This is a genomic window from Mongoliibacter ruber (assembly GCF_003003005.1).
GTDB classification, from domain to species: Bacteria; Bacteroidota; Bacteroidia; order Cytophagales; family Cyclobacteriaceae; genus Mongoliibacter; species Mongoliibacter ruber.
In genome coordinates, this window is sequence record NZ_PVTR01000005.1 from 232634 (window position 1) to 246956 (window position 14323).

At 40.0% G+C, this 14323-nt stretch carries 11 protein-coding genes; 3 read left to right on the forward strand and 8 right to left on the reverse strand.

Annotation, left to right across the window (positions count from 1 at the left end):
• Positions 1 to 531: 531 nt before the first annotated feature.
• The 8 genes from CLW00_RS10110 to CLW00_RS10145 form a co-directional block, all read right to left on the reverse strand.
• Complete coding sequence (locus CLW00_RS10110) at positions 532 to 1533, reverse strand: fasciclin domain-containing protein (protein ID WP_106133565.1); 1002 nt, start codon at positions 1531 to 1533, stop codon at positions 532 to 534.
• A gap of 84 nt (positions 1534 to 1617) precedes the next feature.
• The gene (locus tag CLW00_RS10115) at positions 1618 to 2301 is read right to left on the reverse strand and encodes an ABC transporter ATP-binding protein (RefSeq protein ID WP_106133566.1); all 684 of its coding nucleotides are present in this window, start codon (positions 2299 to 2301) and stop codon (positions 1618 to 1620) included.
• Positions 2302 to 2311: 10 nt separating this feature from the next.
• Positions 2312 to 3571: an ABC transporter permease gene (locus CLW00_RS10120; protein WP_106133567.1), complete on the reverse strand. Its 1260-nt coding sequence runs from the start codon at positions 3569 to 3571 to the stop codon at positions 2312 to 2314.
• 2 nt (positions 3572 to 3573) lie between these two features.
• Positions 3574 to 4656, reverse strand: coding sequence for an efflux RND transporter periplasmic adaptor subunit (locus tag CLW00_RS10125; RefSeq protein ID WP_106133568.1), 1083 nt, complete (start codon positions 4654 to 4656; stop codon positions 3574 to 3576).
• Positions 4657 to 4829: 173 nt separating this feature from the next.
• A complete protein-coding gene (locus tag CLW00_RS10130; protein ID WP_106133569.1) occupies positions 4830 to 6035 on the reverse strand; it encodes a 3-phosphoshikimate 1-carboxyvinyltransferase in 1206 nt (401 codons plus the stop codon).
• 17 nt (positions 6036 to 6052) lie between these two features.
• Positions 6053 to 7087, reverse strand: coding sequence for a 3-dehydroquinate synthase (aroB, locus tag CLW00_RS10135; RefSeq protein ID WP_106133680.1), 1035 nt, complete (start codon positions 7085 to 7087; stop codon positions 6053 to 6055).
• Positions 7088 to 7163: 76 nt separating this feature from the next.
• Positions 7164 to 8261: a chorismate mutase gene (locus tag CLW00_RS10140; protein ID WP_106133570.1), complete on the reverse strand. Its 1098-nt coding sequence runs from the start codon at positions 8259 to 8261 to the stop codon at positions 7164 to 7166.
• 312 nt (positions 8262 to 8573) lie between these two features.
• On the reverse strand, positions 8574 to 9686 hold the full coding sequence (locus tag CLW00_RS10145; RefSeq protein WP_106133571.1) for a bifunctional 3-deoxy-7-phosphoheptulonate synthase/chorismate mutase type II: 1113 nt from the start codon (positions 9684 to 9686) through the stop codon (positions 8574 to 8576).
• 239 nt (positions 9687 to 9925) lie between these two features.
• Here CLW00_RS10145 and CLW00_RS10150 point away from each other — a divergent pair, with 239 nt between their 5' ends.
• The 3 genes from CLW00_RS10150 (at position 9926) to CLW00_RS10160 (ending at position 14295) form a co-directional block, all read left to right on the forward strand.
• The gene (locus CLW00_RS10150) at positions 9926 to 11116 is read left to right on the forward strand and encodes a proline dehydrogenase family protein (RefSeq protein ID WP_106133572.1); all 1191 of its coding nucleotides are present in this window, start codon (positions 9926 to 9928) and stop codon (positions 11114 to 11116) included.
• A 68-nt stretch (positions 11117 to 11184) separates the two neighbouring features.
• Positions 11185 to 12903, forward strand: coding sequence for a lysine--tRNA ligase (gene lysS, locus CLW00_RS10155; RefSeq protein WP_106133573.1), 1719 nt, complete (start codon positions 11185 to 11187; stop codon positions 12901 to 12903).
• 177 nt (positions 12904 to 13080) lie between these two features.
• Positions 13081 to 14295, forward strand: coding sequence for an arginine deiminase (locus CLW00_RS10160; RefSeq protein ID WP_106133574.1), 1215 nt, complete (start codon positions 13081 to 13083; stop codon positions 14293 to 14295).
• Positions 14296 to 14323: the final 28 nt, after the last annotated feature.

Consider the following 14323-nt stretch of genomic DNA (forward strand, 5'->3'; position numbering starts at 1 on the left):
TCCTCAGATATCGTCTACAAAAGTCAAAAGCAAATAGCTTGGTCAGAATCATTCCTTCCTGACCATAACAATCCTTTATAAAGGAATCAAGCTGATACATTGATCATCCCTGCCAAATCCTCAAATCGTGCCTTTCGGGAATTTCAGGGCTAAAAAACTTTGAAACATCACCTGTAAAAGAAGTCTTTCCAATGAATTTTCGCAATCTATCAGGAGAATAAAGACACAAGTTCCATTGTCGTTCAATAAGGTCATAGGCTTTCCCATTTGAGATGAGATACAATCCGAGGAAGAAAGAGAATCGGTTTCCCAAGTATTACCTGTCACAACCGGGAAATAAAGTTCTGTAAGACCTAAATCCTGAATTTGTTTTCTGAACAAAAAATATAATAATGACACAGCAAACCTTAATCAAGTATGGTATCAATAAACCTACTTTACTCAATAAAAATAATTAAACCTTTGTCCAAAAAAGCTAAATAAGGCTACCCTTTTAAGCGGTAGCCTTTTTTTGTTTTGATAAAATATTTATTAGTTCAAGTCTGGTAAAATAACTCTGTCTATTATATGAATAACACCATTAGTTGCCTGGATATCAGTAGCAATAAAACCTACTTCTCTATTTTCTGTATCAATTAACTTTGGCCCACTTACATCAATAGTTAATTCATCTCCTGAAAACATAGTAATACTTGTATTGGCAAGATCACTGGAATAAACTCTTCCATCTGCAAAAACATGATAAGCTAAAACTTTTTGCAAACCTTCAACTCCGAGAAAATCTATCAATTCTTCCAGGTTATTAATTCCATCAAGTTCTTCTACTAAATCCATAAAAGCCTGATTCGTTGGTGCAAATACAGTAAGGTTTTCCGTTGTAGCCAGTAAATCTCCATATCCAGCTATAGTTACAGCTGTCACCAAAATGGAAAAATCATCCACACTATCAGCTATTTCCACAATATTCTGAGTAGGAGGAAGAAGCACTTCATCTATCCCATGTATGACTCCATTTCTTGCTCTTTTATCCACCAAAATAATATCGGCATCATTCACTTTCGCTCCTTCGGAAAGTCCAATTTCTACAGCTGCACCATTCAATGTAGGCACAAACCCCTCACTTAAATCTGTCGATAGCACCGTACCAGCCACCACATGGTAAAGCAGTATTTCACGCAAGCCCTCTTGTCTTCTTACATTACCGGGATTGAGTCCCAATGCAGCAAAGGCAGCATCCGTTGGAGCAAAAACAGTCAATTCATTTCTGGCAAATACCGAAGCAAGTCCGGTGCTACCTAGAGCAGCATTGAAGGTTGCAAAAGTTGGTTTTGGACCTCTCCTTTCAAATTCATTTAAACCATCTGCTTCAAGACCGTTTTCCATGGACTGCAGGGTGGTTGGAATATCAGACAATTGATTGTCCGGCGATTCATACGCTGGCTGGCTTTCTTCCATTGAGGAGCAGGCCAGAAAAAGCAAAGCAAAAAACGGCATTATAAGCCGATAACAACGGGTGTTGACTTTTTGTAACATGTTTTTTGAGTTTAGTTTGTAAATAATTGAATTAAGTAAAAATCAAACCCTTAATTCTAAAAAATGTTTGCCAGTACCTGAATATTAACTATTTAGCACTCTCCCATCCTCCATTTCTATAATTCTATCTGTACCGGCTGCAAATTCCGGGTCATGGGTTACAATCAACATAGTCTGATGAAATTCTTGGGCAAGCTCTTTAAAAATATTGAAAACAATATCAGAGTTTTTCTTGTCCAAATTCCCTGTTGGCTCATCTCCCATAATGATCAAAGGATCATTCATCAATGACCTGGCTATTGCCACCCGCTGCTTCTGACCACCTGAGAGTTGATTGGCTTTTTTCAATGCATGGTCCTGCATATCAAAAATCCGAAGTTTTTCCATGGCCACATGTTCCAGTTCTTCCTTGGATTTTTTTCCAAGTTTGAGCCCAGGGATCATTACGTTTTCCAACACCGAAAACTCATTGAGCAAATAGTGAAACTGGAAAACAAAGCCTATTTTTTCATTCCTGATTTCAGATAGCCGATTCGCCTTTTTACCTGAAACCTCCTCTTCATCGATCAACAAGCTCCCTTCGTAATCTGTGTCCATGGTAGACAAAATGTATAGTAAAGTAGACTTTCCACAGCCTGACTTACCCATGATAGACACGAATTCACCTCTAGTCACTTGAAAGGTAACATCCTTGAGTACCCTTGTTTTTTCAGGACTATAGAAGTATTTGTTGATTTTTTGAGCTTCAATTACAGGTTTCCCTCTCATCAGTTATGGATTATTTCCCTCTTATAATATCTACTGGGTCTATACTGCTGGCTTTTCTCGCAGGAAAATACCCCGCAAAATATGTGGTTACAAGGCTGAACACCCCTGCGATTATGTAATACTTAGGATTAAAATCAACGGGCAAGGTTTTGATAGTAGGCAATGCTTCTAACTCAAAGGGCACTTGTTCTATACCTAAGCCTGCCAAAAACCCAAAAAAGAGCCCTATTATGCCTCCAAAAAAACCAATGGCTAGTGCTATGGTAATAAAGATCATATTTACATCTCTTCCTGAAAACCCAATTGCTTTTAAAATGGCAATTGTATCCATTTTCTCATAGATCATCATATTCAGGATATTGTAAATCCCAAATCCAGACACGATAAGCAAAGTTATTCCAACAGCGTAGCTAATCATTGATCTGATGCCCGTGCCCGCTTCAAATTGGGCATTGACGGTCTGAATGTCATCTGCATCTATGCCAAATATCTCCTTATATTCCCGTGCCATTTCGGGGGCCAAATCAAAATCGTGCAACTTAACCTGTATATCAGTTACATAAGATGGTGTTTCGCTCAACATTTTCTGTACGGTGCCGATCGAAGCATAAGACTGCACATTATCCAGCTCACCCAATCCTGACTGGTAATATCCTACCACTTTCAACTGAATCCTATTGCCTTGTGCAGTAGTCACCTGAACCACATCTCCAATTTCAGCCAGCATCCTGTCCGCAGCTCCTTTGCCCAAAATAATCGAATTTGCGGTGTATTTTAAATCCAGGAAATCCCCCGCGATGACATAATCTTCAAAGGCAAATAACCTGCTCTCTTCCTCTACGTCAATCCCATTGATCACACCACTGACATCCAGCGCCCCAACATTAAAAAAAACCTGTGCTGCAATTTTTCGAGCCACACCTTTTACTCTTAAATCGTCTTTGAAAGTCCTGATGATGGCCTCATTGTTATAAATACTAGTCCTACTGGCTGCAGGTTTGATAGATCTGATGATATGATAATGATCAGAAAAAGCCTCACTCGCTTCTATAGGTTGTGAAGTGGATGCTTTGATTTCGTTGTAAAACCTAATATGTGGGGTACGGTTAAGGATCAACCCATCTAGAAGCTGGTTTAAGCCGTTCATAAAACTCAATAAGGTCACAAACATGGTGATACTGAAAACCACACCGACACCTGCAACAACCGTCTGTTTGAATCGTGCCAACATCAGCGCCCTAGCCATATTGAGAATGAGACTTGTTTTCATAGTTAGGGTTTGACTAGAGCTGTTTTCGGGTCTACTCCTTCAAGAATTTCAGCCTTTTGGAAATCTTTCATACCCAGCACTACCTCCACAGTGTCACCGGAAGAGGTAATCACAAATCGTTCATTCAAAATATAGGACCTGGGAATAAGCAAGGTGTTTTCCTTGGACTCAATAATTATGTTGGCTTCCAAAGAAAGGTTTGGGTAAAGAACAGAAGGACCTGAAACAAATACTCCTTCTACCAAAAAAGTCTTATTTCTCTCATCCATAATTGGGTTGATTTTAGACACTACCGCCTCAAATACCTCCCCTCTATAGCTATCCATGTTGACCAAGATTTTTTGCCCTCCTTTGATCTTGGCGATATCATATTCATCCACCAACATTTCGAGGGTGTATTCTTCACCACTTCCAATGATTGCCAAAGGTGTTTGGTTATTAACCATTTCGCCTTTTTCTTTAAGAAGAGAATACAATATACCTTTCACCTCACTTTTTAACACCAAATCACTTTCAAGGGCTTTACTGATCGAGAGGTTTTTTGCCGCACTTCTTTCATTAAAATCAATCTCTCTTTTGAGGTCTTCAAACTTCAAAAGAGCTGTCTCATAGGCTGTAAGCGAATTTTCGTAGGCCAACTGTCTTTGTTCCAGCTCTATGGACGAACCAATCCCTTGACTCCTCAAGCGCTCTTGTCTTGCCAAAAGCAAAGAATCATTTGTCAACTTATTTTTTGTGTAGGAAATATTCATTTCCAGGTCTTTGAGACGATTCTGATTGGCCTGTCTGTCTGCATATGTACGGTTGAGCTCAGCCAATTCTCTATTGACTCTAGTGGATTCATTGGCAATAACCAAAATGGGCGTACCCACTTCTACAGAGTCACCTTCCTCCAAAAAAACCTCTTGAACCGTACCTATAGCATTGAGATACGCTTGGTATTGATACCTCGCTCTTATTGAACCTGAGGCATACACTGACTCTGTGATATTTTCCCTGCTGGGATATATTTTTTCTTCCGATGAGGAACATGAAAAAATTTGTATGGAGGCCACGGTCAGCAAACATAATATCAATAGGCGCATAATGTTGGGCTTTATTGTCCCAATTTAATCCTAAAAAAATAAATTTGATCTTATCCAATAAAAAACTTTCCGCCACTTCCTCACACCATATTTTCATTCAAAATATTTTGGAAACAGCGTGACAGAGCTCCCACTCACCACAAAATCCAACTTTTAACTTTATGTCCCTATTTCTACTGAATCAAATCAACATGCTTCCAAAAACTAGGATAGGATTTGTTCACCACCTCCAAGTCATCAATTACGACACGGGTTTTTGTCATTAAAGGCATAAAAGCCATGGCCATCCTATGGTCGTCATACGTCTTGATATGGACATCAGCGGGCATGGTTACTGATGGAATCAGAGTAAATATTCCATTATCTTCTTCTACAAACTGTGCGTTAAACTTCGCTAACTCTTCCTGAAGTGCAAAAATCCTGTCTGTTTCCTTTATCCTTAAACTTTCCAATCCAGTGAAATCCATCTTTTGTCCTATGATGGCACAAGTAACTGCTACAGTCTGGGCAATGTCGGGGCAATGCGTAAAATCCCAATGATCCAAACCCTTTACCGCTTGCTTGGTCAGGTAAACACCTCCATCTTTAAACTCGCTTTTGACGCCTAAGTAATCCATGATATCCACAATCATTGCGTCTCCTTGAAGACTATCCGACTTCAAACCTTCTAAAAACAATTCTCCTTGGTCAGCACATGCCAGCAAGCTAAACCAGTAACTGGCTCCCGACCAATCACTTTCCACTGCAAAAGTGGTGGGCTGATAATCTTGCGGATCTACTTTGATCACATTACCTTCCCAAGTGTACTCAATTCCAAATGACCTCATCAATTGCAACGTCATTTCAATATAGGTTTTGGATCCCACTTTTCCTGTCAATTCCAATTCAATGCCCAAAGGCAAAACTGGAGCAATCATCAACAATGCTGAAATATATTGACTACTTACATCACCTCGGATGCTGATTTTATTGGCCAGCTGATTTTTCAATCCATGTATGGCCAAAGGGGGATAACCTTCAATATTCATATAATGAATCTCAGCTCCAAGCTCAATCAAAGCATCTACAAGAATCCCTATTGGCCTTTCGCACATCCTAGCAGTACCTGTCATAACCTTATTCTGATCTGTAACGGCTGCGTAAGCTGTCAAAAAACGCATCGTAGTCCCAGCATCCAGCACATCAAAAACAGGAGGATTTTCTTTCAACAAACGAATCATCGTCTGGGTATCCCTTGCTTCTGCAAGATTGGTGATCTGATTTTGGCCACTTGTAAGTGCATCAATGATCAAGGCCCTGTTGCTTTCGCTCTTAGAAGCAGGAAGTGGAATTTTGACTGGTGAAAAAGAGCTGATTTGTTGTAATGTAAGCGTTTTCAAGGGGGAGGTATTGAGGTTTAGATGGTTTTATAAAGCTGTATTGCTTGGGTAATTTCCTCTTTGTTGACAGGTATATTGAAATCACATTTTCCTATTTGATTGAGCAAAGAAAATTTCATTTCTACACCTTCATTCTTTTTATCATGAGCACACAAGCCCACAATCTCAGCAATATCTTCTTGAGGAAAGTCAAATTTCCCGTAAATAGAGATTACGATCTTTTGGATGGTTTGCAGCTCTGATGCAGAAAGCCCTGATTTTTGATGAGAAAGGAATGCTTCGCAAACCATCCCTATCGCAATGGCCTCTCCATGAAGAAGATGCTTTTCAGAGTCGAGGTAGAAAGATTCAAAAGCATGACCGATCGTATGACCAAAGTTGAGGATTTTTCTCAGGCCTGATTCCTTAGGGTCTTTTTCGACCACTTCTTTTTTGATTGATACAGACCTTTCGATAATGTCTCGCCAGTTTTGATTTTGCCATCCTTCAGTCTTAAGACAATTGAAATATCCTTCGCTCCTGATGAGGCCGTGCTTGATCACTTCTGCATATCCAGACCTGAGTTCTTGCTCTGGAAGTGTCTCAAGAAACTCGTCGGAAATAATGACGGCCTTTGGTTGGGTAAAGACACCTATATGGTTTTTGAAACCATTAAAATCAATCCCCAATTTACCGCCAACACTTGCGTCTACTTGCGACAGTAAGGTAGTAGGGACATTAATGAAATTGACTCCACGCTTGTAGGTGGCAGCACAAAAACCACCCATGTCACCCGTGACGCCTCCACCAAGATTGATAATAAGCGTTTTTCTATCAAAACCCTCATCGGTCATCCACTGCCAAATAGCACTGCAAGTATCAAGGTTCTTGTTTGCTTCTCCTGCCATAAAGCTGAAGTGCAAATGTGACTCAGGTAATCCGTCTTTGATTAAAGGGTAACAGAACTTTTCTGTATTGGTGTCTGTGATAACACCAAGCTTGGAAAAATTCAAAGTACTGATGTAGTTGCCCAAGTCCTGGGCTATTTTGTGGGTATAAATAATGGTTTCCAAAGCGATTGAATTTCTACCAAAAATAGGCAATTCTTAAAGGACCGAAGAGAAAAATTCCCCTTCGGTCCATATTAATCTATTTTTTTACAGGATCGGCTTCCCTTAGTTGTTTTTCCTGACGCTTCACAGATTCCTCGTGTATACAGTAAAGCAATTCTTTCATGAACTTTTCACTTAGGTTTTTATCCACACCTTTTTTGGTTCTTGACTCCATTACATATTTCCATCTATCAGACTGGAATACTGTCAAATGATGCTCTCTTTTGTAAGCCCCAATCTGATCGATCATTGAAAATCTCTCTTGAAGTATGTCCATCAATTGATCATCCAAATGATCAACTGCGTTTCTAAGGTCATTGAGCCTTTCACTTGGATTTTCAGAACCTATCGTATCTCTGAAGTCAATTTTTGCAAGAATTTCCTTGAGCTTGCCTGGAGTAACTTGTTGTTTGGCATCCGACCAGGCATTGTCTGGGTCATGGTGTGTTTCTATCATCAAACCATCCAAACCAAAGTTGATTGCGCGCTGAGCCGTTTCTAAAATCCCTTCCCTATTACCTACAATATGGCTTGGATCGTTGATTACTTCCATGCCTTTCCATTCTCTTTTGAGGTGAATAGGCATTGACCAGTTTGGTTTGTTTCTGAATCTTTTATCGTATGAGTCAGAGAATCCTCTATGGATTGCTGCAAGTTTGTTGATACCTACAGCCTGCAGTCTTTCCAGTGCTCCCAACCATAATTGTAAGTCTGGATTCATAGGGTTTTTTACCATTACGGGAATATCCACACCTTTCAAAGCTTCTGCGATTTCCTGTACCGCAAATGGATTTACGGTTGTTCTAGCACCGATCCATAGCACGTCTACTTTATGCTTAAGTGCCAATTCAACATGAGCGGTATTGCCCACTTCAGTGGTAATTGGAATATTGAGGTGATGCCTCACGATCTCCATCCACTTCAAGCCATCTTCTCCAATACCTTCAAAGCTTCCCGGTCTTGTCCTTGGTTTCCAGATTCCAGCCCTGAAAATATCAGGGATCATGTTTTCATTCTTCATCGCCAAACAGACAGCTTCGATCTGCTCTGGTGTTTCTGCACTGCAAGGCCCGGCAATAATTGTGTGACCTTTAAGGCCAAGGCCCCAATCTTTGGTTTGTAAGTGGTTTTCCATAATGGTATTAGGTTTAAAAGAAAAAAGCCCGACTCTTTCGAATCGGGCTCTCTCTTGATTTATGATGTTTTATTTTTTTACAAGACAATAGGCGGCTCCGATTCGATTTTTCATTCGAAAGTAAAAGTAAAAGAATGTAAAATATGCGAAGGCTGCGATTAACATGTCTCAAATGTAAAGGCACATTTTTTAAAAACAAATCAATTTTTAAACATTTTTTTAAATTTTATGCAAACAGCGTTCATTTTATTGCTGAATCAGGAAAATACCTCAAAAAAACAGCAGAAGGCAGAATAAAATTTGGGTTAAATTTTACTTTTCTTCCTCACTCATCTTCTGTTCCATAATCTCCTCTTGTTTTTTGATGGATTCGGTATGGATAAGTTGATAAAGTTCTTTTACAAATTCATGGTTTAACTGCAAAGCCTTACCCCATTCTGGTCTGGACTCAAATACTTTTTTCCAGCGCTCTATCTGAAAAATCGCCACATTATTCAGCTTTTTATATTCTCCGGCCTTTTCTACTAACCTGACCCTTCTACTTATTACTTCCAAAAGCTCCCTGTCTACTTGGTCAATCTGCTCCCTGATCTGATCAAGCTGTGATTGGAAAACGGGATTTTCTATGGCTACTTTTCTGATATGCAATCCCGCTATCATTTTGCCCAACACTTCGGGTGTAACCTGCTGGGCTGCATCGGACCATGCCTGATCTGGATTGACATGTGATTCAATGATTAATCCATCAAAATTTAAGTCCATGGCCATTTGAGCGACAGAATTGAGCAAGTCTCTTCTGCCGCAGATGTGGCTGGGGTCATTGAGTATCGGAAGATTTGGATACCGGGTTTTAAGCTCCAAAGGAATCTGCCAGGTAGGGCTATTTCTATACACTTGGTCATTGAAATTGGAAAAACCGCGGTGAATGGCCCCAAGCTTTTTGATACCTGCCTGATTTATTCTTTCCAATGCTCCTATCCAAAGCGCAAGGTCTGGGTTGACGGGATTTTTTACCAAAACAGGAATATCCACTCCCTTTAGACTATCGGCAATTTCCTGCACTGCAAAAGGATTTACTGATGTCCTTGCTCCTATCCAAAAAAGGTCAATGCCGAACTCAAATGCTTTTTCTACATGATAAGGGCTCGCTACCTCAATCGCAAATTTAACCTGATACTTTTCTTTTATCTCTTTTATCCAAGGCAAGGCTATATGACCTACACCTTCAAAGCTATTCGGCCTAGTCCTCGGTTTCCAAACCCCTCCCCTTATAACCTTGACTCCATTCGCCACCAAACCTCTTACTGTTTCATCCAACTGTTGCGGGGTCTCCACACTACAGGGCCCTGCTATTATCAATGGGGAGGAATTTCCAATCTCCCACCTATCCATGGCCGATAATTCAAAATTATTTACTGCTTCCATTAGTCATTTAACCCTTAAAAATACTATTAGTTTTGAATGTTAAGTTAAAACAATATATCATGGAAGCATTGCAAAATGCCAAATACCTACTTTTGAAATGAAATCTGACAAACTGAAAAAAGACGGTCTTGAAGTAGGGGAAAATTAAGCAAATATTTATGTCAACGGCCTGAAATAGCCAAACATAACTTATCCACATGGAGTTTTTTTGATATATTTGCAGCCTGAAATGACGCATTATGCCCGTAAAACCCAAAATTTCTTTCGAGAATCTAGAAGTAGCTTTTGCATCCAAGTCTGATGCTGATCTCAAAAAAATGTACCTCATTTTCGCTACAGTCAACAGCAACCTTGCTGTAAGTGTAGGGACAAAATTAGCCAATTGGTCTTTTGCCTTGGGTCTACCAATCAAAGGCCTTATGAAAATGACCATGTTTGGCCATTTTTGTGGCGGTGAGGACATAGAAGATTGTCAAAAGACTGTGGAGGAACTTGCCAACTATAATATCCATACGATCTTGGATTATTCTGTAGAGGGTAAAGGTAATGAAGAAAGTTATGAGGCGACCAAACACGAAATCCTCAAAACTATCGCAAGGTCAGCCGGTGATGACAGGATTCCTTTTGCAGTATTTAAGGTTACTGGACTTGGAGATTACAAGATCATGACCAAAATCCAGGCGGGAAAGCAGCTCAATGACAAGGAAAAAGCGAGCTTCGAAAAGTTAAAAGGAAGGGTTGATGAGTTGTGCAGGGCAGCTTTTGATGCCAATACTAAAATTCTTGCTGATGCCGAAGAGTCTTGGTTTCAGGATGTCATTGACGAAATGATCTATGAAGCGATGGAGAAATATAATAAAAACTCCTGCATCATATACAATACATATCAAATGTACAGGCATGACATGCTGGCCAGGTTAAAAAAGGCTCATAAGGAAGCTGAAAGCAAAGGCTATTGGTTGGGTGCTAAACTGGTAAGAGGTGCTTATATGGAGAAAGAAAGAGATAGGGCTGAAGAAAAAGGTTATAAAAGTCCGATCCAGCCAGATAAGGCTTCTTCTGACAGAGACTACAATGAAGCACTACAATTTTGCATGGACAATATTAAGACCCTCGGCTTGGTATCCGGTTCACACAACGAGAAGAGTAATGACTTCTTGGCAGAATTGATATCGGAGCATGGTATTGACCCCAAGGATGATCGTGTATATTTCGCACAGCTTTATGGAATGAGTGACAATATTTCATTCAACCTGGCAGATGCAGGGTACAATGTAGTCAAATATGTGCCTTATGGACCAGTCGAAAAAGTAATGCCATATCTCTCAAGAAGGGCTGAAGAAAACACTTCAGTAGCTGGCCAAAGTAGCCGGGAGTTTGATTTGGTGAAAAGAGAAATGGCCAGAAGAAAAAAAATCAAAGCTCAATAACCCAAAAACTATTGACTTAATGTGGCGGTGTAACCATCTCCATAATAAATTTTAATAAAAAGCAAAAAATGCAACTACTAAGCGAACAGGAGTTAGAGAGAAGAAAAGACAGAGAAGAGCTGATGAAATTGGGTATAAACCCCTATCCGGCAGAATCTTTTCCAATCAATGTCACTGCGGAAGATATTCATAAAAATTACGAAAACAGAAAAAACGACTACAAGAATATATCCATTGCCGGAAGGTTGATGAGTAGACGTATCATGGGTTCGGCCTCCTTTGCAGAAATCCAGGATTCTACTGGAAGGTTGCAGATTTATGTCCGAAGAGATGATATCTGTGAAGGTGAAGATAAAACACTCTATAATACAGTATTCAAGAAATTACTCGGCATAGGGGATTTTATCGGTATCAAAGGATATATATTCACCACTCAGACAGGTGAAATTTCATTGCATGTCACTGAATTGACAGTACTCTCTAAAGCAGTGAAACCACTTCCTGTTGTCAAAAGAGATGATGACGGCAATGTTTACGATGGGTTTACAGATCCAGAACTGAGGTACAGACAGCGTTATGTGGACCTCACCGTCAATCCTGAAGTCAAAAATGTGTTTATCACCAGGTCCAAAATCATCAGCAATATGCGCAGGTATTTTGACGACCACGGCTGGCTTGAAGTAGAAACTCCAATTCTCCAGCAAGTGCATGGAGGGGCAGCGGCACGTCCATTCCAGACACACCACAATACTTTGGACATGCCTCTATATTTGAGGATTGCCAATGAGCTTTACCTGAAAAGACTGATTGTAGGTGGATTTGACGGGGTTTACGAATTTGGTAAAATGTTCAGAAATGAAGGTATGGACCGTACCCATAATCCTGAGTTTACCTCAATGGAAATCTACGTAGCCTACAAGGATTATATCTGGATGATGGAAATGGTGGAGCAGCTTTTGGAAAAAGTCACAGCCTCTATCCACGGGAAGACCAAAGTAACAGTAGGCGATAAACAAATTGATTTTGCCGGTCCTTACCGAAGACTCAGCATGTATGACTCCATCCATGAATATGCAGGCATTGATGTCAGTGAAATGGATGAAGCTGGCTTGAGAAAAGTCTGTGCAGACATGGGTATTGATGTTGACGACAGCATGGGCAAAGGAAAGCTGATTGATGAGATTTTCGGTGAAAAAGTAGAAGCCAACCTCATTCAGCCGACCTACATCACTGACTATCCTATAGAAATGACTCCTCTGGCGAAAAAGCACAGAACTAAAAAAGGCTTGGTAGAGCGATTTGAGCTTTTTGTCAATGGAAAAGAGATAGCCAATGCCTATACCGAGCTTAATGATCCTATAGATCAAAGAGAGAGATTTGAAGAGCAACTGAAACTAGCTGCAAGAGGAGATGATGAGGCCATGGCCATGGATGATGATTTCTTGAGGGCTTTGGAATATGGCATGCCTCCCACCTCAGGTTTGGGGATAGGCATAGACAGGTTGACCATGCTATTGACCAACAACTTCACTATTCAGGAGGTCTTATTTTTCCCACAAATGAGACCGGAGAAAAAGGTGAAAATTGCCTCTGATGAAGATTTTATCAGCGAAGGAATTCCTGAAGGTCTTATCCCGGTCATCCGAGACTTGAATATCCATACCATCGAGCAATTGAAGGAAATGGAAGCAAATAAGCTTTTCAATGATGTCTGCGGAAAACGTAAAAAGCTAAAACTACAGGTTCCGAATCCTACAAAAGAAGAAGTGGAAAGCTGGTTGTCTTAAGGAGACAACATCAAAATAGTAAAGACCGGAATGTCGAATGGCATTCCGGTTTTTTTATATCCAATCCAAGCCCCTAATTACTCTTTTTATAAAAAATATATGATTACAATGTTATTTTTTAAACCATAAAATTAATACTTTACAGTATTCATAAATATTACGGTAAATTTTTAAACCATGAACCTGAGATTAAATTCTGAATTTGGCACACTGAAAGCTGTTTTAATGCATAGACCTGGAAAGGAAATAGACAGGCTTACGCCATACAATAAAGAGCTCCTTCTTTTTGAAGATGTCCCCTATTTAGAAGCTATGCAAAAAGAACATGATGTGTTTACCAATTTGATCAAAGAAACTACAGGGGCTACAGTTTACAGGTTGAATGAACTCTTGATCCAAACACTTACTGATCGGGATATTTTGGAAAAACTCATGTTTCAGGCATTGCAGCTCAACAACCTGACGCATTACAAAGATCAAATTCTTGACAGGCTATCCACTGCAGAATGTGCTATTGCCCTTACTGCTGGAATAAAAGTACATGAGTTGAAAAGAAAAATTCCAAACTTATCGACCAATGAGTTGATGGACTATGCCTTTATCATCCCACCAAGTCCAAATCTATATTTTCAAAGAGACCCCATGGCCATCACGCCTGGTGGGATAATTTTCTCGAGTATGAAAATGGAGGGTAGGCAAAGGGAAGCCAATATTCTGAAAGCCATTTTTGAAAACCACCCTGATTTTAAGAGTCAAGTCAATCAGTTGTTTCCTTTAAATGGTCAATCAACACCTCCTAATATTGAAGGTGGAGATATCATCATCCTATCAAAAAAAGCGGTGGCAATTGGGAATTCTGAGCGCACAGATGCAAAAGCCATTTATCAGGTGGCAAAAGCGCTATTGGCAGAAGGTACTGTAGAAAGGGTTTACGAGGTGCATCTCCCCGAAAGGAGAAACTATATGCACCTGGACACAGTTTTCACCATCCTTGACGAAAATCTGGTATTGACTTATCCAGATGCACTTAATTCAGTGCTGCAAACTTCTCTTTACACTTTAAAAGAAATACAGGAAGACAAAGTCCATATCAAAAGACAGGTTCTTCAAGAATCTCTGCTTACTGTGCTTGAGCGGGAAATTCCGCATTTGGAAATTTTACATACCGCCGACGGAAACCCTGATTATTCTATGCGCGAACAGTGGTTTGACGGGGCAAATGTATTTGCAATCGGTCCAAGAAGGGTAATCTCCTACAACCGAAACAAACACACCAACAATGCCTTAAGGAATATGGGCGTGGAAGTGTTGGAAATTCCTTCATCCGAATTATCTAGAGGCCTTGGCGGACCTAGGTGTATGACCATGCCTATCAGTAGGTCGAAGATTTAGGATTGTAGATTTTAGATTGTAGAATTTA

What these genes read in the sequence shown, in the direction of transcription:
- CLW00_RS10110 (WP_106133565.1), bottom strand. Translation starts at nt 1,533, where the DNA reads ATGTTACAAAAAGTCAACACCCGTTGTTATCGGCTTATAATGCCGTTT.
- CLW00_RS10115 (WP_106133566.1), bottom strand. Translation starts at nt 2,301, where the DNA reads ATGAGAGGGAAACCTGTAATTGAAGCTCAAAAAATCAACAAATACTTC.
- CLW00_RS10120 (WP_106133567.1), bottom strand. Translation starts at nt 3,571, where the DNA reads ATGAAAACAAGTCTCATTCTCAATATGGCTAGGGCGCTGATGTTGGCA.
- CLW00_RS10125 (WP_106133568.1), bottom strand. Translation starts at nt 4,656, where the DNA reads ATGCGCCTATTGATATTATGTTTGCTGACCGTGGCCTCCATACAAATT.
- CLW00_RS10140 (WP_106133570.1), bottom strand. Translation starts at nt 8,261, where the DNA reads ATGGAAAACCACTTACAAACCAAAGATTGGGGCCTTGGCCTTAAAGGT.
- CLW00_RS10145 (WP_106133571.1), bottom strand. Translation starts at nt 9,686, where the DNA reads ATGGAAGCAGTAAATAATTTTGAATTATCGGCCATGGATAGGTGGGAG.
- CLW00_RS10150 (WP_106133572.1), top strand. Translation starts at nt 9,926, where the DNA reads ATGCCCGTAAAACCCAAAATTTCTTTCGAGAATCTAGAAGTAGCTTTT.
- lysS (WP_106133573.1), top strand. Translation starts at nt 11,185, where the DNA reads ATGCAACTACTAAGCGAACAGGAGTTAGAGAGAAGAAAAGACAGAGAA.
- CLW00_RS10160 (WP_106133574.1), top strand. Translation starts at nt 13,081, where the DNA reads ATGAACCTGAGATTAAATTCTGAATTTGGCACACTGAAAGCTGTTTTA.